Source organism: Brucella anthropi ATCC 49188 (genome assembly GCF_000017405.1).
In the GTDB taxonomy this organism is placed as follows: Bacteria; Pseudomonadota; Alphaproteobacteria; order Rhizobiales; family Rhizobiaceae; genus Brucella; species Brucella anthropi.
Genome location: NC_009667.1, coordinates 365,281 through 388,781, shown reverse-complemented (window position 1 = coordinate 388,781; position 23,501 = coordinate 365,281). Strand labels below are relative to the sequence as shown.

The following is a 23,501-nucleotide window of genomic DNA, read 5'->3' as shown; positions in this document are numbered from 1 at the left end:
TTTCTAGCTGTGCAGAGAATGCCGTCAAGCTTTCCTTCGCGCATGCAGATGCGCGACAAGCCCTTGTGTGGAAGCGTCGCGACCGTCGCTGCTCTCCTCACCCGAAACCACCGGCAGAAGTTCGGTGGCAAGTTCCTTGCCAAGCTCCACGCCCCATTGATCGAAAGCATTGATGCCGAAAATCTGTGCTTCGACGAACACGCGGTGTTCATACAGCGCTACCAGACGTCCGAGAGCAAACGGATCAAGCTTGTCATGAACCAGCGTCAACGAAGGGCGATTGCCTGAGAAAACGCGATGCGGAGCAATGCGTTCAACTTCGCTCTCTGGCAGGTTCTTCGCCTTCAACTGCGCTCGCGCTTCATCAAGGGTACGCCCCTTCATCAAGGCCTCGGACTGTGCAAGGCAATTCGCCAGCAACATTTCATGTTGATGGTCGAGGTGCTTTTCATGGCCCTTTGCTGCAACGATGAACTCGAGCGGAATGGTGTCGGTGCCCTGATGCAGAAGCTGGAAGAAAGCGTGCTGGCCGTTCGTGCCAGGTTCACCCCAAACAACCGGGCCTGTCGGACCGGAAACCGGCTTGCCATCGACCGTGACGCTCTTGCCATTCGACTCCATGTCCAGCTGCTGCAGATAGGCTGGGAGACGGGCGAGACGCTGGTCGTATGGAATGATCGCACGGCTGCCATAACCACAGATCGCACGATGCCAGTAACCGATGAGACCCAGCCAGACGGCTAAGTTCTTTTCCAGCGGCGCATCTCGGAAATGCACATCCATTGAATGCGCACCTGCCAGAAACTTGCGGAAATCCTCCGGTCCAATCGCAATCATCACAGGCAGGCCGATGGCCGACCATACGGAATAACGTCCACCGACCCAGTCCCAGAAACCAAAGACCCGGTCTTCAGCAATGCCGAAGGCAGCAACCCTGTCCAATGCGGTTGAGACAGCCGCGAAATGGGCGCCCACAGCCGCTTCTCCAAGTGCATCTGCTACCCATTTACGCGCGGTCTGCGCGTTGGTCATTGTTTCGATGGTCGTGAACGTCTTGGAAGCGATGATGACAAGCGTCGTCGCAGGATCGAGAATGCCAAGCGTATCCGCAATATGAGCGCCGTCGATATTGGAGACGAAATGCGCACGCGGGCCATCATGATATGGGGAAAGAGCCAGAGTTGCCATGACCGGTCCGAGGTCGGACCCGCCAATGCCAATATTGACGATATCGGTGATCTTCTTTCCGGTCGCTCCCTTGATCGCGCCCGACCGAATGCCATCCGCAAATGCCGCCATACGGTCGAGCACTTCCTTTACATCCGGCAGCACATTGTGTCCGTCAACAAGCACTTCCTTCGAGGACGTGTCGCGCAGCGCGACATGGAGAACGGCACGGTCCTCCGTGTTGTTGATGTGCTCACCCGCAAACATCGCCGCACGACGACCTTCGACATCGGCAGCAATAGCGAGTTCCTTGAGGAGCCCGATCGTCTCGTCATTGACCCGGCATTTTGACCAGTCGAACAGAAGGTCATCCAGGGATAGCGAATACCGCTCGAACCGGCCCGGGTCTGATTTGAACGCCGCGCGCATATCGTGCGGGGCCGAATCTGCCCAGTGCTTTTTAAGCTTTGCGACCGTTGCTTCAAGCTTCGTCGCGTCTCTTGCCATGATGCTACTCCCGAATCAAATCGATTTAATTGCGGACATTAAGCGTTTTAGAGAGGATTTGCGGCAAATAAATTACCGAACTTCCAATTTGGACAGAGTGTCATATACACCATATTGATCAATTTAGGGTGATCCACCTCGGAGTGAAGCATGGACCTGACCGGAGAAGAGCGGATTGCGGCACCACGCCAAGCAGTCTGGGATGCGTTGAACGACATTGAAACGCTGAAATCCTGCATTCCCGGTTGCGAAGATATAGAGCGCATTTCGGAAACAGAGATACGTGCCGCCCTCAAAGTGAGTTTCGGGATCCTGAAGGTTCGCTTTCACGGCATTCTGGAATTGTCGAATATGAAACCGCCGGTCTCCTATACGATTTCCGGCCACGGGGAAGGCTCCATAGCAGGGTTTGCTCACGGTGCGACCGATGTGCGTCTGGACGAAGACGGTACCGACACGATTTTATCCTACGCCATACGTGGCGATGCCGGTGGCAAGGTGGCACAGATCGGCACGAAATTGCTCGGTTCAGTCGCACGAAAAATCGCAGACCGCTTCTTTGCCAATATCGCAGAAGCGGCGTCGAACGCCGCCGCAAAAACGACCTGATCCAGCTTCACTCTTATAAAGCTGCAACGGTGTTCCTTAACAATCCGGTATTCGATAATTCGCAATACTTCTTGAAAGCCCGCTGGCATGAAACCCAGAGACGTCGCGACCTATATTTTCCTTGCCGTAGCATGGGGACTTTCGTTCCTCGTGGTGCTGCGCGTGGTCGAAGCCTTTGGCTGGGCCGGTGCGGTTGCCTTCCGCTCTTTCATTGCCGCCGGAACACTTTTTGCAATCGCGAAACTCTCCGGACGCAATCTTGATTTTCAGGCGGGCTGGAAACCCTTCGCCGTGGTTGGTGCAACCACCGTTGCGGGCCAGCTTATTGGCCTTTCCTACGGGACGCCGCTGATCGGCACCGCAATGGCCGCGATCTGCGTCGCATCCATTCCGCTTTTCTCGATGGTTATCAGCCAGCTCTGGGGTCTCGAACGCATCACGTCGCGCGGCCTCATCGGCCTGCTCCTCGGCGTGACCGGCATTGTGCTTCTGGTCGGCTTCCCGGCTGTTGCGGTTACGCCTGAATTTATCATGGGCTGTATTGCTGTGCTTTTCTCCTGCTTCTCGGCAGCATTCGGCAGCAACTATGCAAGCCGTCGTCTTTCTACCACCGGCTCATGGGAAACCACCATCGGCGCATTCGTGTTTGGCGGCATATTAAGTTTGCCACTGATCTTGGCCGTTCCTGTGCCAGCCATGCCGGGGATGATTGATTTTGTATATCTGCTGATCTCGGCATGTGTGATGAGTGCGCTTACCTATGTGCTTTACTTCAAACTGGTTGGAAATGTCGGCCCGACCAAAGCCATCAGCGTTGAATTCGTCGTGACTGTCATCGCGGTTCTCGTCGGTGCGGTGTTCCTCAAAGAACAGCTTTCCTTGATCCAGTTTGTCGGCGCTGCTGTCATCATCAGTGGCTGTGCTCTGGTGCTAAGCTCGCGCCCGGCACTACCCAAAGAATCCCAAACTTTCCCTGCCTCGGAAGCGACACCGGACGGCCTCAAGTCCGATCCGCTTTGATTTCACACTCTGATCAACTGTCAAAGGCCCGCGCTTCCAAAGCCGGGCCTTTCTCTATTTCTAGTGCCTAACTCTCATAAATTGACCAGATGATAAAAAATTTGACCTTCCGTAAAAATCTGTCATCCTGTCATTAACGGGCATCACGCGACGGCAAAGATCGCAGCCCGGAACAACGTTTAAGGTGCGCAAAGGGAACCCGCGCCTGAACAAGCAAAAATGGGAGATGCGATCGATGAGATCAGCAGACAATTCGCCTATTGATGCAGTCGATAATCCGGGACATACGAACGGGCCTGATATTCACGGCTCGCGGCTTGAGAAGGCCGACTATGCGCATGTTTTTGATGATCTGCATCCGCCGCTGAACAAGCATGAAGCCCTCGTTGAATCCGACCGCTGCTATTATTGCTATGACGCACCTTGCATGAATGCATGTCCTACCAGCATCGATATTCCGCGTTTCATTCGCCAGATTAACACCGGCAATGCCATCGGTGCAGCCAAGACCATTCTCTCAGAAAATATTCTGGGCGGCATGTGCGCCCGCGTTTGCCCGACAGAAACGCTCTGCGAAGAAGTGTGTGTTCGCGAAACCTCCGAAGGCAAACCGGTCAAGATCGGTGAATTGCAGCGCTATGCCACAGATGTTCTGATGGAAACCGGCAATCATCCATTCAAGCGCGCACCCGATACTGGCAAGCACATCGCAATCGTTGGCGCGGGCCCGGCAGGTATCTCCGCAGCACATCGCCTTGCGATGTATGGGCATCAGGTGACGATTTTTGAAGCGCGACCCAAGGGCGGCGGTCTTAATGAATATGGTATTGCCGCCTATAAGACGGTCAATAATTTCGCCCAGCGCGAACTGGAATTCGTGCTGAAAATCGGCGCGATCAATATCGAATATAACCAGACGCTCGGTCAGGACATCACCATTGAAACGCTGAAGGCTGGCTATGATGCAGTTTTCCTCGGCATGGGCATGCCAGGCGTCAACGATCTGGCGCTTGTCGGCGAAGATGCGCCCAACGTGATCGATGCGGTGGATTACATCGCCAATCTGCGTCAGGCAAAAGACCTCTCATCCCTCCCCGTTGGCCGCAATGTGGTAGTGATCGGCGGCGGCATGACGGCGGTAGACGTTGCGATCCAGACCAAGAAGCTTGGCGCTGAAAACGTGACAATCGTTTATCGTCGCGGTCAGGAAAGCATGAATGCCAGCGCCTATGAGCAGGAACTGGCACAGATTCATGGCGTGGTGATCCGTCACTGGTTGCAACCGCATGCCCTTGAGCGGAACGAAGACGGCACGGTCAATGCCGTGGTCTTTGAATATACCAATGCCGATAGCGGCAAACTTTCCGGCACCGGCGAATATCTCATTCTTGAAGCCGATCAGGTGTTCAAGGCTATCGGCCAGAAGTTTGAACCAGAGCCAATTGCCGGGTCTGGCATCGGACTTTCCAAAGGGCGCATCAGCGTCGATGAAGATCGTCGCACATCCGTTGAGGGCATATGGGCAGGAGGCGACTGCGTTGCAGGTGGTCAGGATCTGACCGTTGCATCGGTGGAAGACGGCAAGGTTGCAGCAGAATCCATCCATGCGACGCTGACAAAACGTCCCGAAGCGATTGAAGGTTTTGCCGATGCGGTGTTGTCGGGCGGCGCACTTCATGCGCCCTCCCCGTCTGCTTCGCGTGACCGCAGTGTGCCATTGGGCCAGGAACAGGGCTGAGGAGAGTAAAAATGGCTGATCTTTCAACGAACTTCCTCGGCATCAAGTCTCCAAACCCGTTCTGGCTGGCTTCGGCCCCACCGACGGACAAAGCTTACAATGTCGAACGGGCTTTCAAGGCTGGCTGGGGTGGCGTGGTCTGGAAAACGCTGGGGGCTGAAGGCCCGCCGGTCGTAAACGTCAATGGTCCGCGCTATGGCGCTATCCATGGTGCTGACCGGCGCCTGCTGGGTCTCAACAATATCGAGCTGATCACCGACCGGCCACTGGAAGTGAACCTGCGCGAAATGAAAGAAGTGAAAATGCGCTGGCCCGACCGCGCATTGATCGCTTCGATCATGGTGCCATGCGAAGAAGAAGCGTGGAAAGCAATCCTGCCCCTGGTGGAAGAAACCGGTGCCGACGGCATCGAGCTGAACTTTGGCTGTCCGCACGGCATGAGCGAACGCGGCATGGGTGCGGCTGTCGGTCAGGTGCCGGAATATGTCGGGATGGTCGTGAAATGGTGCAAGCAATATAGCCGTATGCCGGTGATCACCAAGCTGACGCCGAACATCACCGATATTCGCAAGCCAGCGCGTGGCGCGAAAGAAAACGGCACCGATGCGGTATCGCTGATCAACACGATCAATTCGATTGTTTCGGTTGATTTGGACAGCATGTCGCCGGTGCCATCCATTGACGGTCGCGGCAGCCATGGCGGCTATTGCGGACCAGCGGTCAAGCCGATTGCGCTCAACATGGTGGCGGAAATTGCGCGCGATCCTGAAACCTATGGCCTGCCGATTTCAGGCATTGGCGGGATTACCACATGGCGCGATGCTGCGGAATTTATCGCGCTCGGCTGCGGCACGGTTCAGGTCTGTACCGCTGCTATGACCTATGGCTTCAAGGTCGTTGAAGAAATGATCGACGGTCTTTCCGACTGGATGGATAGTAAAGGCTATCAGACGCTGGACGATTTCCGCGGCATGGCTGTGGGGCATGTCAGCGACTGGCAGTATCTCAACCTCAATTATGTCACCAAGGCACGGATCGATCAGGATTCCTGCATCAAGTGCGGCCGTTGCCATATTGCCTGCGAAGATACCTCGCATCAGGCAATCACCAGTCTGGTGAATGGTGCGCGCCACTTTGAGGTGATCGATGAGGAATGCGTTGGCTGCAATCTCTGCGTCAATGTCTGCCCGGTCGAGGATTGCATCACCATGGAGCAGATCGGCGATTTCGATCCGCGCACCAAGGCACCGATCCCGGCACAATATGCCAATTGGACCACGCATCCAAACAATCCGATGGCCGTGAAAGAGGCCGCGGAATAAAACAAAGACGCCGGGCAAAAGCTCGGCGTTTTGATGTTAGCGGCTGACGCGTTTGCCTTTTTTCGGCTCGAACACATGGCTTGTTGCCGGATCAATCGCAATGGTCAGCACATCGCGCGGACGCACGGTCAGGCGCTCGCGGAACAGGCAGGTAATCGGCTGATCACCGAGCTTGCCCATGACCATGATTTCCGAGCCGGTGGGTTCAACGATTTCGACCGTGACTGGAACGCCCTGCTCTGCGATCTTCATATGCTCAGGGCGCACACCATAAACAGCCTTGCCCGAAAGACTTGCATAATCGCCTTCCGGAAGCGGCATACGGAAGCCGCCGTCGGCCACAAACGAACCTTCTTCGATCTTGCCATTGACGAAGTTCATCGATGGTGAACCGATGAAGCCAGCCACAAACATGTTGGCCGGACGGTCATAAAGATCGAGCGGCGCGCCGATCTGTTCTACGAGGCCATCGCGCATGACGACGATCTTATCAGCCATGGTCATGGCTTCGATCTGATCGTGGGTCACGTAAATCGTGGTGGTCTTTAGGCGCTGATGCAGTCCCTTGATCTCACCGCGCATCTGCACGCGCAATTTAGCGTCGAGATTGGAGAGCGGTTCGTCAAACAGAAACACCTGCGGATCGCGAACAATCGCACGGCCCATGGCCACACGCTGGCGCTGACCGCCGGAAAGCTGGCGTGGAAAGCGGTCGAGCAGCTTGTTGAGGCCGAGGATTTCTGCTGCACGATTAACGCGGCTGTCGCGTTCTTCCTTCGGTGCATTTTTCAGCATGAGCGCGAAGCCCATATTGTCGGCCACCGTCATATGCGGATAGAGCGCATAATTCTGGAACACCATGGCAATATCGCGCTCTTTAGCGCGTAGGTCATTGACCACACGCGGACCAATGGCGATTTCGCCGTCACTGATTTCCTCAAGCCCTGCGATCATGCGCAGAAGCGTGGATTTTCCGCAGCCCGACGGGCCGACCAACACGACAAATTCGCCGTCCTGAATATCCACGGACACGCCGTGCAACACGCCGACATTGCCATATTTCTTGATTGCATTTCGGATGGATACAGATGCCATCTTGAACCTCAACTCTTATTTGACGGCGCCTGCTGTCAGACCTGCAACGATCTGGCGCTGTGCGAAAACGGTTAGCAACAGGACCGGCAATGTGACCACAAGGGCTGCGGCGGCAAGCGGACCCCAGCTGACCTGTTCAAAGGACAGCATGTTGTAAACTGCGACCGGCAGGGTGCGTGTCTCGCGGCTTGCAAGCACGATGCCGAAAACGAAATTGTTCCACGAGAAGATCACCGCAAGGATGAGCGACACCACAACGCCCGGCTTGGCGATTGGAAGTGCCACCTTCATGAACACCTGCCACGAGGATGCGCCATCGATAATGGCGGCTTCTTCAAGCTCCAACGGCGTTGTCTCGAAGTAGCCGATCATGATCCAGATCACGATTGGAACAGTCACAACCAGATGGATGATGATCTGCGGCCAGAGGGTGCCGAGCAGTCCGAGCGTCTGAAACAGCAGAAACAGCGGGATCAGGTAGGACAGACCCGGCGTCATACGCGCAATCATGATGACGATTGCCGACTTGTTGGCGCGCAGTCGTGCAATGCCGTAGCCTGCCGGAACCCCGACCAGCAATGCCAGCAAAGTCGCTGTTCCGGTCACGAGAATACTGTTCCAGAAATAGAGCAGAAAATCGTTGGTCTCGAAAATTCCGCTATAGTTCGACCACGCGATGCGGTCGGGGATCAGGATCGGTGGATAGGCGCCGTTGTCGATTTCATATTTCAAGGAAAGCGACAGCATCCAGACGAAGAAGAAGATTGCAGGCGACACGATGATGAAAACCATGAGTGCCGTGCCAAGCTTTGAAAGAATTGACTTGCGTGCCATGGTCGGTCCTCACGAGTTCCATTTGGTTCGCTGGCGCAGGGCCAGAAGGATCATCGACATGGCGATAATGACAATGAAGAACACCACGGCAATCGCCGATCCATAGCCAATGTCATAATAGGAAAACGCCACGTTATAGAGATAGATATTGATGGTTTCCGATGCCGTTCCGGGACCGCCCTGCGTCATCGCATAGATAATGTCGAAGCTTTTCAGCGCATCGATCGAGCGGATGATGACGGCCACCATGATAAAGGGCAGGATCATCGGAAGCGTGATATAGCGGAACTTCTGCCAGCCATTGGCACCATCGATTTCCGCACTTTCAAACGGATCGCGCGGCATGGAGGCCAAGCCGCCGAGCACAATCAGCATGACCAGCGGCGTCCACTGCCAGGTTTCAACCAGCACCAGCGACGGGATAACCGTGCTCTGATTAAATATCCACTCCTGCGGCGCAATGCCGATCAGCGAGAGAAGATAGTTCAGCACACCGAGCTGCGGGTGATACATCATCGTCCAGACAAGGGCGACGGCAACCGGCGTCGCCATCATCGGCATCACGAAAATACCGCGCAACAGCCCGCGCATTGGCAGCTTGCTGTCAAAGACCAGCGCTGCAATCGTGCCCAGAATCATCGGCGCCACGACCGAGAGAACCGTATAAACAAGCGTATGCCACATGGATTCCCAGAAGCGCATATCGGCTGCAAGACGCAGATAATTGTCGAAGCCGACAAAGCTCTGCTCCCCGCCGAGCTGCCACTGGTTTGCACTCATCCAAAGCGTAAACACCCATGGGAAGACAATCACCGCCCCGACGGTGATCAAGGCTGGAAGAACAAATGGCCAGTAACTTGGCCGCAAGCGGCTCTTGCCAGTCTTGGTGGAGGAAGCTGCATTGGCAGCAGCTTCCGTTTTTGCACCTATCGGGGCGGCAGATGTCATTTTCCTTCGCTCCGTGCGAGGACCGGACGGAATTCTTCCGTCGCGCGTTTCATTTCAGTTTCTGCATCCGCACCATTCAACAGATTGGTGAGGCCGACACCGATAATGTCGCGGAATTCGGTGACAGGTACGATGACCGGCAGGCAGAGCTGGCTGATTGGTGCGGATTTTGACAGAGCTTCCACCCAGCCCGCTGGCATGGTAACGCCCTTGCGCACGGCTTCATCATCGATGACCGACTTGCGGAACGGAACACCCGATCCCGACTGCAACAGGCGAGCGCCCATTTCCTTGGAAATGGCCCACTGGCAATACAGATATGCAGCTTCCTTGTTCTTGGAAGCTTCGGTCACGCCGATACCATCGCCGGTGGTTGGTGCTGCCTGCGCATTCGGGCCTGCTGGCATGACGCCATAGCCAACCTTGCCGACAACACGCGACTTGTTCGGATCTTCGAGCGGCGGCGCAAAGCCGATACCGTCGAGCCACATGCCGACACGGCCCTGCAGGAAGTTCGACTGGCATTCAGCCCAGTTAAAGCCTGCAACACCGGGAGGTGCCGATTTGGTCATCAGGCGCTGATAGAGCTTGGCGGCTTCAATCCCTTCAGCCGAATCCGTCTGCAGATTACCGTCTGCGTCAACCGACTGCTTGCCATAGCCGAGCAGGAGGCTGGTATAGACCGGCGCATTGGCATTCTTCATGCCGCGAGCGACAAAACCATAGGTTCTGGTTGATGGATCGGTGAGCGCTTCTGCAGCGGCAACCAATTCTTCAAAAGTCTTCGGGAATTCGATGCCCTTGGCGGCAAAGAGTTCCTTGTTCCAGTAGATGATCCAGTAATCGACCGAGAAAGGCAGCGCGCCGAAGCGGCCATTGGCATCCTTGGCGAAGGTCAGACCGGCGCTTGCAAAATCATCTTCTGTGAGTGATGCATCGGTCAGCGTCGGGTCTTTCAGAAACGGGTTGAGGTCGGCAAGCCAGCCACCCTTTTCAAATTGACGCTTCTGAACGTGATAGCTGATGTGAATAACGTCGAAGCTTGGACGACCGGACGTCAGCTCGATCACCGCTTTCTGGCGCTGCTGCTGTTCCGGCATCTGCTCGGAATTGACCTTGATGCCGGTGAGCTCTTCGAATTCCTTCTGATATTTCTGAAGGATTTCGCCGCGCGGGCTCTTGATAAGATTTACTTCAAGCGTGGTGCCAGCATATTTCTTCCAGTCAACGGTCGACTGCGCGAAAGATGGGCTGATGCCCGTGACACCCGAGGCGGCGATGGCTGCTGTTCCCGCCAGAAACTGACGACGTGTTGGACGTAATAGATTCATTACATGCTCCTCCCCTATGGCTTCTTGGCCCTATCATTCTTCCGGCCCGGCAACTCCTCTTGCGCGGCCCTGGTTGTTAAATCTGCAAAGCCAGCTTCCGTGCATTGTTGATGTGAACGGCGATGGCATCCATGGCTGTCTGCGGATCGCGTGTTTCGATTGCAGCAAGCACAGCGAGATGCTCCTGCATGACCGGGATAACACGCCCGGTGATACGGAAGCGCTCCTGATTGATCAGGCGCATCTTGATCGTATTGGTCTGGTAAGCACGCCAGATGATCTCATTATCGAGCGAGCCGACAATTGTGTCGTGCAGGCTCCAGTCGATATTCTGCGCCCGTTCTTCAAGCTCCGGCGTTTCACCTTCGCTCATTGCGCGATTGAGAGTGTCTTCATGCTCGGCACGCAGCGAACGCAACAGCTCGTCGGAAGCCGACTGACAGAAAATCGCAATCGACTCCTTTTCGATGAAAAGGCGAAACTGAAACGCTTCACGGATCAGATTAAGATCGATATGGGCGATCTGGAGCCCGCGCTGCGGCACTGTCTTGATAAGACCTTCCGCCTCAAGGCGCGGGATCAGTTCGCGGATCGCACCCAGTGGCAAGCCCGTCATGGTGACGAGCTGGCGCTGCGAAACGAACTGGCCCGGATGAAAATCACGCGCCAGCAAATGCTGGGTGAAGCTCTGATAAGCCTTATCCCGCAATTTTACTGGTTCGTTGTGATCGTCTGCCAAAGCCTGCCCCCTCTTGGTCCCGTTTGCTTATGCCGCCCTTAAGCTGCTTTTGCCATATGCAAACGGTCGAATACACTGCCGATTGCATCGAAATCCGCATCATTCAGTGAAATCAGCGGTGCACGTACGCGACGCCATTCCTTGTCACCCGTATGACGCGCCACCATGGCCTTGACCGCAGGCGTTACCGGATAGTTCAGCAATTGCTGTACTGCGCCGACCAGTTCGGCATCGTCCTGACCGTCGTTGATCATGCCCAGCAGGCGATCCGGGAACAGATTGGCCATGCCGGAAATCGCACCCTGCCCGCCGAGACGTACGCCGGCAGCAAGGTCGCGTTCATCGCCGATCAGGATCGCAATGTCTTTATGCGCAGCAAGCAACTTTTCCGTATAGGCCCAGTTACCGGACGAATCCTTCACGCCGATGATGATGTCACCGAAAGTTGCGCGCAGGCGACCGATGAGATCGACCGACAGTTCAACAGCCGTCACCGACGGAATATTGTAGAGAATGATGCTGCGGGCATTACTGCCCAGACCTTTGAACACCGCTGAAAACCAGTTGAACAGACCTTCGTCGGAGAGATTCTTGAAATAGGAAGGCGGCGCCAGAAGAATAGCCTTGCAGCCGCGACGCAGGGCATCACCTGCCTGCAGGACCGCATCGGCAATCGAATTTTCCATGACGCCGACAACAATGTTCGAAGCCGGGAAACCCTGCGCAATGAAGGCGTCGAGAAGTGCTGCGCGCTCAGCATCGGCAATCGATGCCCCTTCGCCAGTGGTGCCAAATAAGGTTACGCTTGAGCAGCCGCTGTCGAGGCGTGCGAGAGCGTGCTTCAGTGCACGGCCGACATCGATTTTGCCATCTGCATCGAATGGCGTCGTAAGCGCTGCAGAGAGCCCAAAGCGCTCCTGCCCTGAATGATTATGCGCCAAAACTGGCTCCTCCCAAATTTGAACTTTAAGCTTGCACATACTAACATGTTAGTAAAGAGTCAATTCGGGTTCAGTGTGCAATCTCATGATTTTGGAAGAACCTGGGAGAAAGTAGAATTCGAGCGCTGACCTCTCCTTCCCTCATCCTGAGGAGCTGTTGAAAACAGCGTCTCGAAGGACGAGGGAAAATGAACCAAATGCCTCCCCTCGTCCTTCGACACGGTGCTTCGCATCGGCTCAGGATGAGGGAGGGGACGACAGGAGACGTTCAATTTATCGGACTGGAACAACGCCGGTTTCGATGAAAGAAAGAACTTCTGTTTTGCTTGGCGAACCGGCACGTCCACCGAAGCGCGCGCATTTGATGGCGGCGGAAGCATTGGCAAAGCGGATGATGTCGGTCATCGGCTTCCCTTCCACCAGACCATGCGCGAAAGCGCCATGGAAGACGTCGCCCGCGGCCAGCGTATCGACTGCATTAACCTTGAAGCCCGCCACATGGGAAACAGGCTTGCCAGCACCTTCAGTCCAATAGCAGCCATCTGCGCCAGCCGTGACGGATGTGAAAACATCATAGCGGTTGCTAAGAATACGGACGCATTCGTGCAGATCCGTCGTGCCCGTGACGCTGATTGCAGCGGGTTCCGACGCAACAATATGGGTTGCAAGCGGTAGCAGCGTTTCCAGCAATTCGACAGGCGCGGTATCGGCATCCAGAATCGCCGGAATACCGGCATCGCGAGCCGCACGCAGCGCCGTTTCCGCAGCCCACGGCCAGCGCACATCGGTCATAACAGCCGCATAGGCTCCCGCCACAATCGGCGGCACCAGATCAGACGGGCTTGCAAGCTTGCGATCATAAAAGGGCACAATGATGCGTTCGCCATTTGCATCGACAAGGATTGAAGAGAAGGCCGTGCGTGCGCCTTCCAGCCGCCGGATATAGGAACAATCAATGCCTTCGGCTTCCAGTTCGGCGACGGCGCGATCGCCCACCGGATCAGTCCCCGCAGAAGCCCAGAGCGCCACGTCGCCGCCAAGCCGGGCAATCGCGGCAGCGGCGCTCGAGGCCATGCCAGCTGCAATCTCGACCGCTTCGCGCGGCAGATATTTGCCTGCCTGTTCGGGAAGCGTGTCGAGGCGGAAAATGGTGTCCATTGTGAGGGCACCGACACAGAGAATTTTGGAAGTCATGATTAGGAAATGAGGCCTTCCGAGCGAAGCATGTTCCAGAATTCATCCGGAATCGACTGCTCGAACCAGACCACATTTTGCCTGATCTGTTCTGGCGAACGGACGCCGATCAGAATGGAGCTAACGGCCTCATGCCTCAACGGAAACTGCATGGCAGCAGCGGCAAGCGGCACATGATACTCATCGCAAATATCATGCAGGCGATTGGTGCGTACAATGATTTCAGCAGGTGCATCAGCATAGTCGAACTTCTGTTCGCCGCCGCGCGGTGCCGCCAGAATGCCTGAATTGAATACACCAGCAATCACCAGCGCCATGCCGCGCTTTTGCGCCAGCGGCAGGAATTCTTTTTCGGAAACCTGATCGAGCAGTGAGTAACGGCCAGCGAGAAGCGAGCAATCAAGATCAGCCTCTTCCAGCGCATCGCGAATGATCTGCCATTCATTCACGCCAAGACCAAAGCCCTTGATATTACCTGCCGCGCGCAACTCGGTCAGCGCACGGAAGCCGCCCCCCTTGGTCAGCGCATTCCAGTGAAGCTCGTGTCTGTCGCCATGGGTCACACGGCCAATATCGTGGACATAAAGCAGATCGATTTCAGGAAAGCCGAGGCGCTGTTGGCTGTCATCGAAGCTGCGCATGACGCCATCATAGCTGTAATCGAAAACCTCACGGAAATTGAGGCCATTATGCCAGCCCGAATCGAGCGGATTCTTTGGCGGCGATGGTGGCAGCGTGCGACCAGCACGCTCATTGGTCATCAGACGCCCGACTTTGGTGGAAATGACGGCGCGCTCGGGTTTTTCACGCAGCATATCGCCAAGAAGGTGCTCGCATCGGCCATAGCCATACATCGGCGCACTGTCGAAATAACGGATACCGCTGCCCCAACCAGCTTCCAGCAAAGCGTCCGCATCAGCACGCGAAACCGGCGCATACAGTCCGCCCAAAGGCGCGGTTCCCAGACCAAGCGCGGTTACAGTCAAACCAGTTCGGCCAAGCGTCCGCTTTTCGGATGCCTTCAATTGCATGGGTATCTCCTCGATCGCGGCATGCAGCATGCCGCACTCCTTTTTCAGCGCGTCTTATCCAAAAACCGCTTCACACTTTTTGGGACGCGCCGCCTCTTCCAGCGATTGATAGGAGCAAGCTTACCGAAGCGCAATCGGAAAAGCATGCGCATGCAAACAGTCTATTCACTCGCAAATAAACCGCGCTTGACAGTCTCGAATTCCTGTCGATATTACTATGATGTCAGACCAATTTAAGAACCAATAAGGGAACCGGCTCTGACCTGATTGCGCGTTGAGACTCTGGGCTGATCTCTGGGTCAATCTGTGAAATGGAGGCAGAATGAAAGATCGCAGGCTGCTGCAGATAGCACCGTTACCGCCGATGGATCGCGCCCGGCAGGTAACAGATGCGCTCGCCAATTACATCGCGACAGCGCAGCTTCAGGCCGGAGATCGCCTTCCCGCCGAACGTGAATTGATGACCGCGCTGGCCGTGGGGCGCTCCACCATTCGCGAAGCAATCCGGCACTTTCAGGCGCTGGGTGTGATCGAAGCCCGCAAAGGTAGCGGCACCTATCTGCTCAAGCCGATTTCGGCGGCAACCATTCATATGCCGCTTTCATTCGACCCCGCGCAATTGCGCGATGCATTGCTGCAATCGCTTGAAGTGCGCCGTGGCATCGAAGCCGAGGCCAGCATGGTCGCCGCCCGCAAACGCACGGCGGAAGACCTCGTCATCATCGAACGCAATCTCAATGAGATGGAGCGCGTTCATATCGCGGAAGGCACGTCAGGCCCGGAAGATCTGGCGTTTCATCTCGCCATTTACGACGCGACCCATAATCCGCTTTTCAGACAATTGCTCGAACAGATGCGCGAAGCCTTCTTGCACTTCTGGGATCATCCGTTTGAGCGGATCGACTTCGCGCGGCGGACCTTTCCGTTCCACCGCACGCTCTTTAACGCCATCGTGGCTCAGGACCCTGAAGCCGCACGGCAGGAAACACTCAAGATCCTCGACATTGTCGAGGAAGACATCAAGGAAATGTCCAAATGACCGACGGGATGGATCCGCTGGATTTCGCAGCGCTTACGGTTGCTCATGATGAAAGCAATGCCTACGACGCCGTGGTTCCACCCATCGTGCAGACCTCGCTTTTCACCTTCCCAAGCTATGACGACATGGTCGCCTCTTATCGCGGCGAAAAGGTTCGCCCGATCTACACACGCGGCCTCAACCCGACCGTGCGGGCATTTGAAGAAATGCTGGCAAAACTTGAAGGCGGCGAAGACGCGCTGGGCTTTGCCAGCGGCATGGCTGCCATCTCTTCAAGTGTGCTGGCCTTCGTCAATCCCGGTGATCGCATCGTTGCGGTACGTCATGTCTACCCGGATGCATTCCGCCTGTTTGGCACCATTATGAAGCGTATGCAGGTGCAGGTAGACTACGTCGATGGCCGCGACGAGGAAGCGGTTGCAAAAGCCCTGCCCGGTGCAAAGCTCTTCTACATGGAAAGCCCGACGAGCTGGGTCATGGAAGCCCATGATGTCGGTGCCCTGGCAGCGATTGCCAGGCAGCATGGCGTGCTGAGCATCATCGACAACAGCTGGGCCAGCCCGATCTTCCAGCGCCCACTGTCGCTTGGCGTTGATCTCGTCGTGCATTCGGCATCGAAATATCTCGGTGGCCATAGCGATGTCGTGGCCGGTGTCGTGACCGGATCGAAAGCCCTGATCAATACAATCCGCGCAGAAACCTATCCATATCTCGGCGGCAAGCTTTCACCGTTTGATGCGTGGCTTCTGGTGCGTGGCATGCGCACTTTGCCGACGCGCATGAAGGCGCACGAGGCTTCGGCACTGGAAATTGCAAAGCGTCTTCAGGCACTGGATGTGGTTGAAACCGTCTGCCACCCGGCACTTGCCAATCGTCTGCCTGCGGGTCTCAAGGGCACGTCCGGCCTGTTCTCGGTCATCTTCCGGGAAGGCGTGAACATTCGCGAATTCTGCAATCATCTCGATCTGTTCAAGCTCGGCGTGAGCTGGGGCGGTCATGAAAGCCTGATCGTGCCGGGCGAAGTCGTGCTGCAGCAGAAAGCACAGCCAAATTCGGCACATACGTTCGGCATCGACCCGCGCTCCGTGCGCCTGCATGTCGGACTGGAAGGAACGGAAGCGCTGTGGCGGGATATTGAAGGAGCGCTCGCAGCATCGACCGAATAACGAAAATCCAGTGAGGAGCAATAAGGGGAACTGCAATGAAAAAACTAATAGCAGCCGCATTCGCAACCATGCTTTTGAGCGGTACGGCGCTTGCCGATACCACTCTGAAGCTTGTTGAAGTCATCACCAGCCCGGAACGCACCAAGACGCTTGAATCCATCGTTGCCAAGTTTGAGGCAGCCAATCCGGGTACCAAGGTCGAAATCATCTCGCTGCCATGGGGCGAATCCTTCCAGAAATTCGCAACCATGGTTTCGGCTGGTGAAATTCCCGATGTCATGGAAATGCCGGACACCTGGGTTTCGCTCTATGCCAACAATGGCATGCTGGAAAACCTCGAGCCATATCTCGAAAAGTGGGAAACCACGCCAGACCTGACCGAGCGCGCACTTGAGCTTGGCCGCAGTGTCAACAACACAGCCTATACGCTGCCTTACGGCTTCTATCTGAACGCCATGTTCTACAACAAGAAGCTGCTGTCTGAGGCTGGTGTGTCCGAGCCGCCAAAGACGATGGACGAATTTGTCGAAGCCTCCAAAAAGATCGCAGCCCTTCCCGGCAAGTCCGGCTTCTGTATGCGTGGTGGCCCCGGTGGTCTCAATGGCTGGGTGATTTTTGCCGCATCCATGGCCGGTGACAATAAGTTCTTCAACGAAGACGGCACCTCGACCATGAACAGCGAAGGCTGGAAAAAGGGCATCACCTGGATGGTCGATCTCTACAAGAACGGCCTTGCACCGAAGGACAGCGTCAACTGGGGCTTCAACGAAACCGTCGCCGGTTTCTATAGCGGCACCTGCGCCTTCCTCAACCAAGATCCAGATGCGCTGATCGCCATTGCCGAACGCATGAAGCCGGAAGATTTCGGCGTCACCATCATGCCAAAGGGCCCGGATGGCAAAACCTTCCCGACCATCGGTTTTGCCGGCTGGTCGATGATGAGCGGTAGCCAGAACAAGGACCTCTCCTGGAAGCTGATCTCGATGCTTGAAGGTCCGGAAGGCAATATCGAATGGAACAAGCGCACCGGTGCATTGCCGGTTCTTAAATCTGCTCAGAACGATCCGTTCTATAGCGGCGAGCAGTTCAAGGGCTGGTTCGATGAACTGGCTGACAAGAACGTCGTTCCAACCGTCATGCCGACCTATCTGGAAGAATTTGCCTTCTTCAAGGATTCGCTCGTCATCAAGACCTCGCAGGAAGCGCTTCTCGGCGACATCACGCCAGATCAGCTGGCCGACCAATGGGCAGAATATCTGACCAAGGCACAGCAGAAGCACCTTTCAAAGCAATAGCACCATGAACAGCTTGCAGGCGTGGAAGACCGCGCCTGCAAAGCGAATGATGCAGCCCCGCGAAGGGAAAAATGATGAACGACACCGCTTCCATAAAGGCCCCGGTGCACAACGACGTGCCAAGACAGGATCGCCGCAGTTTTCTGCAGCGACTTGCGCACGCCTCCGAACCTTATCTCTACAGCGCCCCCGCACTGATCCTCATCGGCGCCATCATGCTGGTTCCGCTGGTCCTCGGCGTCTCCTATGCCTTTCGCGACATTCAGTTGCTTAACCCGTTTTCGGGTGGCTATGTAGGGCTTGATCATTTCCGCGAACTTGCGACGGATCAGGCTTTCTATCGTTCTTTGAAGAACACACTCTGGTGGACCGGCTGTTCGGTGCTGCTGCAATTCGTGTTCGGGCTTATTCTTGCCCTGCTGCTCGACAAGCCATTCGCCGGACGCGGCATTGCGCAGGCATTGATCTTTCTGCCATGGGCTGTACCGACATTCCTCACCGGCCTTAACTGGGCGTGGCTGTTCAATCCGGTGATCGGTCCGCTGCCGCACTGGCTACATGCAATCGGCATTCTGAGCGCACCAGACAACATCCTGTCCGACCCCAATCTGGCCATGTGGGGCATCATTACCGCCGGTGTGTGGTGGGGTATTCCGTTCTTTGCCATCACCATGCTGGCCGCTTTGCAGGCCATCCCCCGCGATCTTTATGAAGCAGCAGCGATTGATGGCGCTGGCCCCGTGCAGCGTTTTCTCTCGATCACGCTTCCATATCTCGCGCCAACCATGGCTATCACCATTTTGCTGCGCACCGTCTGGATTGCCAACAGTGCCGATCTGATTGTCGTGATGACCGGTGGCGGCCCTGCCGACCGGACACAGATCGTCGCCAGCTACATCTTCACGCAGGCCTTCAAACGGCTCGATTTCGGCTATGCCTCGGCAATTGCGATGGTCCTGCTTGTCCTGCTGATGGTCTATTCGATGCTCATCGTGCTGTTGCGCCAGACGCTGCTGAACAAGGATTGAGGCCATGACAAACCGTAAACTCCTCCTTGTCGGCGCGCATCGCATTGCCATTCTGCTGTTTGTTCTGTTCGCGCTGTTTCCGATCTTCTGGCTGGTGAAGGTTTCCGTTACCCCCAATGATCTGCTTTACAGCGAAGGCGTGCGGCTCTGGCCATCGCGCATGACGTTCGATCACTTCAGCCATGTGTTGAACAACAGCTCATTTCCGCTGTTCTTCCGCAACAGCCTGATCGTATCCGGCTCAACCGCCATCATCGTTACGCTACTGGCATCGCTCTCCGGCTATGCACTGTCACGTTTCAATTTCCGTGCAAAATACTGGATTGTGGCGCTGATGCTGCTGACGCAGATGTTCCCGCTCGTGATGCTGATCGCGCCGATCTACAAGATCATGGCACCGCTCGGTCTCACCAACAGCCTGATCGGCCTCATCATCGTCTATTCGGCATTCAATGTGCCTTTTGCAACCTTCCTGATGCAATCGTTCTTCGACGGCATTCCGAAGGATCTCGAAGAAGCCGCCAAGATCGACGGCGCAACGCAGTTCATGGCTTTCCGCCAGATTATTCTGCCGCTGACCCTGCCTGGCATTGCAGCAACGCTTGGCTTTGTTTTCACCGCAGCGTGGAGCGAGCTTCTGTTCGCGCTGATGCTGATTTCCGGCAATGATTCAGCCACGTTCCCGGTCGGGCTTTTGAGCTTCGTCTCAAAGTTTTCGGTCGATTTCGGACAGATGATGGCAGCGGGTGTGCTCGCGCTGATCCCGGCCTGTCTCTTCTTCTTCCTCATTCAACGATATCTCGTGCAGGGCCTGACGGCTGGCGCGGTCAAAGGCTGAAAGGATTTTTCCCTATGGCTTCCATCGATATTCAGTCAGTCCGCAAAAGCTATGGCGAACATGCTGTTCTGCACGGCGTTGACCTTGAGATCAAAGATGGCGAATTCATCGTGCTGGTCGGCCCGTCAGGCTGTGGCAAATCCACATTGCTGCGCATGATTGCAGGCCTTGAAGACATCACTGCCGGTCAGGTGCAGATCAGTGGCAAGCGCGTCAATGAGCTGGCACCCAAAGATCGCGATATTGCGATGGTGTTTCAGTCCTATGCGCTCTATCCGCATATGAGTGTCGCCGACAATATGAGCTACAGCATGCGACTGCGCAAAACGCCGAAAGAAAAGATCGCAAGCGCCATCAAATCGACCGCCGCCAAGCTCGGCCTTGATCCTTTGCTGGAGCGTCGTCCGAAAGCACTTTCCGGCGGCCAACGTCAGCGTGTTGCCATGGGCCGCGCCATTGTGCGTCAGCCCAAGGCCTTCCTCTTTGACGAGCCGCTTTCCAACCTCGACGCACGGCTGCGCGAGCAGATGCGTGCTGAAATCAAGAAGCTGCATGGCGAGCTGAAAGCCACGTCGATCTATGTAACGCATGACCAGATCGAAGCCATGACTCTGGCTGACCGTATTGTCGCCATGCATGGTGGCGTGGTGCAACAGGTCGGCTCTCCACTGGAGCTTTATGACCACCCGGCCAATCTCTTCGTGGCAGGTTTCATCGGCTCACCCGCCATGAACTTCCTCGATGTGACCTATCTTGAACAGGATGGTGGTCCACGTCTGAAACTCAAGGACGGCACGCTCATCGCATTGCCGCAGCCCGTAAAACTCAAGGATGGCGGGAACGCCACGCTTGGCATTCGTCCAGAGCATGTGCATATCGAGAATTCAGCAGGCCTGACGACTGATGTCGATCTGGTCGAGCCAACCGGCTTCGGCATTATCCTGCATCTCAGCCTGCATGGATTGCCGTTCAAGATTTTCACGCTGGATCGCGATGCGCTTCATGCGCAGGGTTCCATTCAGGTGAGCTTCCCAGCACAGCATCTCCATCTGTTCGATCGCGAAGGAAATCGCGTCGAGAGTGCTTAAACTGCATCCGAAAACCGCGCCTGAATGCTCTGCGAAAGCAGGGCAACGGGACGGCTTTGATCGCCAGCCTTGAGCCAGATCAGTTCTTCAATCTCGCTGGAAGCGGCAGGCACCTGCCCTTCCTTAAGGCTAAGATGGAACAGCTCGGCTTCAACCGTGGCGTCGAGCTCGTTAGCTGCAGGCGCTGACATTTTCGCAGCATAGCTTAACTGGCTCTCATCAATGAGAATGCCGAGTTCTTCCTCGATCTCACGGATGAGTGCGATTTGAGGCTGCTCGCCCGCATCGATCTTGCCGCCGGGCTGGAAGAAAATCTCGCTGCCGCGCTTGCGCACGAGGAGGAAACGGCCTGCCTCATCGCGGACAATGGCTGCTGCAATAAGAATCGTTTTCATGATGACGAATTCTCGTTTCGTGGGCGGATGCCGTCAAGAATAATGGCACTCACCGCTTTGGCCGTCTCATCATAAAAACCGGCCTCCTCCGATCGCCTGCCGAGAACGGCCCCGACCTGCACGGAAAAATCCGAATAGTGCTGCGTTACCGCCCATATGGTGAAAATCAGATGATAAGGATCGACCGGAGCCAAGCGTTTTTCAGCAATCCATCGATGAATGACTGCCGCTTTTTCATCGACCAACTGCTTCAGGTGCCCTTTGAGAAAGTCAGAAATCGCCGGAGCGCCATGCAGAATTTCATTGGCGAAAAGGCGCGAAGCCTCCGGTTTCTTCGCCGACATTTCAAGCTTCACAGCAATGTAGCGCCGCAATTCTTCCAGCGGATCACCGTCCGGATTAATGTGTTCGAAAGGCTCCAGCCAGGTGGCAAGCGTATCTTCCAGCACGGTCACATAAATGTTCTGCTTGCGCGGGAAATAATAAAGCAGGTTTGGCTTCGACATGCCTGCCTTCTCGGCGATCTGGTCGACTGTCGAACCTCGAAAGCCATAAGCGGAAAAAACCTCCAGCGCTGCATCGAGGATAAGCCTGCGATTTATACCCTGAATGCGCGTCGCGCCTTCCGACTTGTCGTTCGACATCTTCTCGTTTTCAACCGTGTCGGTCCGTGAGTCTGAAGGAGCTGTGGCCATTTGACACCTTTCAGCAGTGTAGAATTTTTCAAAAGCGCTTGACCATATTCAAACGCTCTTCTAGCCTGCAATTTGACCAACTAGTCAAGTTTTTGCCCGCAAGGCAAGAATATTGTGGCCAAAGAGCCGGGTCGTGGGAACATATATTGGCGGGTGGATACGGGCTAGAAGTATAATGGCCCGAATTTAAACGCACATACATAATGCGGAGGCAGAGCGCATGGTGCTCACCAGCAATCTTAGAGTCAATGGCGATCGTCTTTGGGACAGTCTGATGGACATGGCCCAGATCGGCCCCGGTGTGCGCGGTGGCAATAACCGCCAGACCTTGACCGATGAGGACGGCGAAGGCCGCAAACTGTTTCAGAGCTGGTGCGAAAAATCCGGACTTTCCATGGGCGTGGACACGATGGGGAACATGTTCTTCCTCCGCCCCGGCGAAGATGCCGACGCCGATCCGGTCTATATGGGCAGCCATCTCGACACGCAGCCGACGGGTGGTAAATTCGATGGCGTGCTGGGCGTGCTCGGCGGCCTCGAAGTCATGCGCACGCTCAACGATATGAATATCAAGACAAAGCGGCCAATCGTCGTCGTCAACTGGACGAATGAGGAAGGCACGCGATTTGCCCCGGCGATGCTCTCATCCGGTGTTTTTGCCGGTGTCCACGAGCAGGACTGGGCCTATCAGCGCACCGACGCCAAAGGCAAGAAATTCGGAGACGAACTGGAGCGCATCGGCTGGAAAGGCGATGAACCGGTCGGGCAGCGCAAAATCCATGCGATGTTCGAGCTTCATATCGAACAGGGACCAATCCTTGAAGTTGAGCACAAGGATATCGGTGTTGTCACGCACGGTCAGGGGCTGTGGTGGCTGCAGGTGACCTTGACCGGCAAGGAGGCGCATACCGGCTCTACGCCTATGAAGATGCGCAAGAATGCGAGCCTTGGCCTCGGCAAGATGCTGCAACTCGTCAACGAAATCGCCATGTCCCACCAGCCGGATGCGGTTGGCGGTGTCGGCCATATCGACGTTTCACCCAATTCACGCAATGTGCTTCCGGGCCAGATCGTTTTCACTGTGGATTTCCGTTCGCCCAACCAGGATGTGCTGGACGACATGAAAACGCGGTTTGAAAAGGAAGCGCCGAAGATTGCCGCAGAACTGGACATCGGCATCGAGATTGAGGTGGCCGGACATTTCGACCCGGTGACCTTTGATGATGGTTGTGTGGTGGCGATCCGCAATGCGGCAGAGCGACTTGGCTACAGCCATCGCAACATCGTTTCCGGCGCAGGCCACGATGCCTGCTGGGTCAATCGCGTCGCACCAACGGCCATGGTCATGTGCCCATGCGTGGACGGGCTCAGCCACAATGAAGACGAGGATATTTCGAAGGAATGGGCGTCGGCGGGAACCGACGTGCTTCTGCATGCGGTATTGGAGACTGCTGAAATTGTAAGCTGATTTCACAACCATC

The 23,501-nt window shown here is 55.8% G+C and carries 22 protein-coding genes; 11 read left to right on the top strand and 11 right to left on the bottom strand.

The window, feature by feature from the left end; all coding sequences use genetic code 11:
* Positions 1–24: 24 nt before the first annotated feature.
* Complete coding sequence (gene pgi, locus OANT_RS01945) at positions 25–1,674, bottom strand: glucose-6-phosphate isomerase (RefSeq protein ID WP_012090690.1); 1,650 nt, start codon at positions 1,672–1,674, stop codon at positions 25–27.
* A gap of 150 nt (positions 1,675–1,824) precedes the next feature.
* Between pgi and OANT_RS01940 the strand changes: the two genes are divergently transcribed.
* The 4 genes from OANT_RS01940 (at position 1,825) to preA (ending at position 6,363) form a co-directional block, all read left to right on the top strand.
* Complete coding sequence (locus tag OANT_RS01940; protein WP_010658191.1) at positions 1,825–2,283, top strand: SRPBCC family protein; 459 nt, start codon at positions 1,825–1,827, stop codon at positions 2,281–2,283.
* Positions 2,284–2,370: 87 nt separating this feature from the next.
* Positions 2,371–3,303 carry a DMT family transporter gene (locus OANT_RS01935; protein ID WP_012090689.1) on the top strand — a complete coding sequence of 311 codons (933 nt, stop codon included), beginning with the start codon at positions 2,371–2,373 and terminating at the stop codon, positions 3,301–3,303.
* Between the two features lie 226 nt (positions 3,304–3,529).
* A complete protein-coding gene (locus OANT_RS01930) occupies positions 3,530–5,041 on the top strand; it encodes an NAD(P)-dependent oxidoreductase (RefSeq protein WP_029375879.1) in 1,512 nt (503 codons plus the stop codon).
* 11 nt (positions 5,042–5,052) lie between these two features.
* A complete protein-coding gene (preA, locus tag OANT_RS01925) occupies positions 5,053–6,363 on the top strand; it encodes an NAD-dependent dihydropyrimidine dehydrogenase subunit PreA (RefSeq protein ID WP_010658188.1) in 1,311 nt (436 codons plus the stop codon).
* A 36-nt stretch (positions 6,364–6,399) separates the two neighbouring features.
* Here the strand turns inward: preA and OANT_RS01920 are convergent, their stop codons facing one another.
* The 8 genes from OANT_RS01920 to OANT_RS01885 all read right to left on the bottom strand — a co-directional run bounded on the left by OANT_RS01920 (position 6,400) and on the right by OANT_RS01885 (position 14,476).
* Positions 6,400–7,458, bottom strand: a complete 1,059-nt coding sequence (locus tag OANT_RS01920) for an ABC transporter ATP-binding protein (protein ID WP_012090688.1) — start codon at positions 7,456–7,458, stop codon at positions 6,400–6,402.
* Between the two features lie 15 nt (positions 7,459–7,473).
* Complete coding sequence (locus tag OANT_RS01915) at positions 7,474–8,292, bottom strand: carbohydrate ABC transporter permease (protein ID WP_010658186.1); 819 nt, start codon at positions 8,290–8,292, stop codon at positions 7,474–7,476.
* Positions 8,293–8,301: 9 nt separating this feature from the next.
* On the bottom strand, positions 8,302–9,240 hold the full coding sequence (locus OANT_RS01910) for a carbohydrate ABC transporter permease (RefSeq protein ID WP_010658185.1): 939 nt from the start codon (positions 9,238–9,240) through the stop codon (positions 8,302–8,304).
* On the bottom strand, positions 9,237–10,571 hold the full coding sequence (locus OANT_RS01905) for an ABC transporter substrate-binding protein (protein WP_012090687.1): 1,335 nt from the start codon (positions 10,569–10,571) through the stop codon (positions 9,237–9,239). Before OANT_RS01905 ends, OANT_RS01910 begins: the two co-directional genes overlap by 4 nt.
* Before the next feature lie 76 nt (positions 10,572–10,647).
* Positions 10,648–11,310 (bottom strand): GntR family transcriptional regulator, encoded by a 663-nt coding sequence (locus tag OANT_RS01900; RefSeq protein WP_012090686.1) that lies wholly within the window; start codon positions 11,308–11,310, stop codon positions 10,648–10,650.
* 38 nt (positions 11,311–11,348) lie between these two features.
* Positions 11,349–12,251 carry a dihydrodipicolinate synthase family protein gene (locus tag OANT_RS01895; RefSeq protein WP_012090685.1) on the bottom strand — a complete coding sequence of 301 codons (903 nt, stop codon included), beginning with the start codon at positions 12,249–12,251 and terminating at the stop codon, positions 11,349–11,351.
* Positions 12,252–12,524: 273 nt separating this feature from the next.
* Positions 12,525–13,445 (bottom strand): PfkB family carbohydrate kinase, encoded by a 921-nt coding sequence (locus tag OANT_RS01890; RefSeq protein ID WP_010658181.1) that lies wholly within the window; start codon positions 13,443–13,445, stop codon positions 12,525–12,527.
* Positions 13,446–13,447: 2 nt separating this feature from the next.
* Positions 13,448–14,476 (bottom strand): aldo/keto reductase, encoded by a 1,029-nt coding sequence (locus OANT_RS01885; RefSeq protein WP_041545271.1) that lies wholly within the window; start codon positions 14,474–14,476, stop codon positions 13,448–13,450.
* A gap of 322 nt (positions 14,477–14,798) precedes the next feature.
* Here OANT_RS01885 and OANT_RS01880 point away from each other — a divergent pair, with 322 nt between their 5' ends.
* The 6 genes from OANT_RS01880 to OANT_RS01855 all read left to right on the top strand — a co-directional run bounded on the left by OANT_RS01880 (position 14,799) and on the right by OANT_RS01855 (position 20,930).
* Complete coding sequence (locus OANT_RS01880; RefSeq protein ID WP_012090683.1) at positions 14,799–15,515, top strand: FadR/GntR family transcriptional regulator; 717 nt, start codon at positions 14,799–14,801, stop codon at positions 15,513–15,515.
* Positions 15,512–16,681, top strand: a complete 1,170-nt coding sequence (locus OANT_RS01875) for a PLP-dependent transferase (protein WP_010658178.1) — start codon at positions 15,512–15,514, stop codon at positions 16,679–16,681. The genes OANT_RS01880 and OANT_RS01875 overlap by 4 nt, the downstream gene beginning before the upstream one ends.
* A gap of 35 nt (positions 16,682–16,716) precedes the next feature.
* A complete protein-coding gene (locus OANT_RS01870; RefSeq protein ID WP_010658177.1) occupies positions 16,717–17,976 on the top strand; it encodes an ABC transporter substrate-binding protein in 1,260 nt (419 codons plus the stop codon).
* 74 nt (positions 17,977–18,050) lie between these two features.
* Positions 18,051–19,004: a carbohydrate ABC transporter permease gene (locus tag OANT_RS01865; RefSeq protein WP_012090682.1), complete on the top strand. Its 954-nt coding sequence runs from the start codon at positions 18,051–18,053 to the stop codon at positions 19,002–19,004.
* Positions 19,005–19,008: 4 nt separating this feature from the next.
* Positions 19,009–19,842: a carbohydrate ABC transporter permease gene (locus OANT_RS01860; protein ID WP_010658175.1), complete on the top strand. Its 834-nt coding sequence runs from the start codon at positions 19,009–19,011 to the stop codon at positions 19,840–19,842.
* A 14-nt stretch (positions 19,843–19,856) separates the two neighbouring features.
* Entirely contained in the window at positions 19,857–20,930 is a 1,074-nt protein-coding gene (locus OANT_RS01855; RefSeq protein ID WP_012090681.1) for an ABC transporter ATP-binding protein, read from the top strand.
* On the opposite strand, the gene OANT_RS01850 is transcribed toward OANT_RS01855, so the two are convergent.
* Both OANT_RS01850 and rutR read right to left on the bottom strand, forming a co-directional pair.
* Positions 20,927–21,325: an NUDIX hydrolase gene (locus tag OANT_RS01850; protein ID WP_012090680.1), complete on the bottom strand. Its 399-nt coding sequence runs from the start codon at positions 21,323–21,325 to the stop codon at positions 20,927–20,929. The two genes, OANT_RS01855 and OANT_RS01850, sit on opposite strands and share 4 nt — an antisense overlap.
* Positions 21,322–22,020: an HTH-type transcriptional regulator RutR gene (rutR, locus tag OANT_RS01845; protein ID WP_012090679.1), complete on the bottom strand. Its 699-nt coding sequence runs from the start codon at positions 22,018–22,020 to the stop codon at positions 21,322–21,324. The genes OANT_RS01850 and rutR overlap by 4 nt, the downstream gene beginning before the upstream one ends.
* 220 nt (positions 22,021–22,240) lie before the next feature.
* Between rutR and OANT_RS01840 the strand changes: the two genes are divergently transcribed.
* Entirely contained in the window at positions 22,241–23,488 is a 1,248-nt protein-coding gene (locus OANT_RS01840; protein WP_010658171.1) for a Zn-dependent hydrolase, read from the top strand.
* The last annotated feature ends 13 nt before the right edge of the window (positions 23,489–23,501 follow it).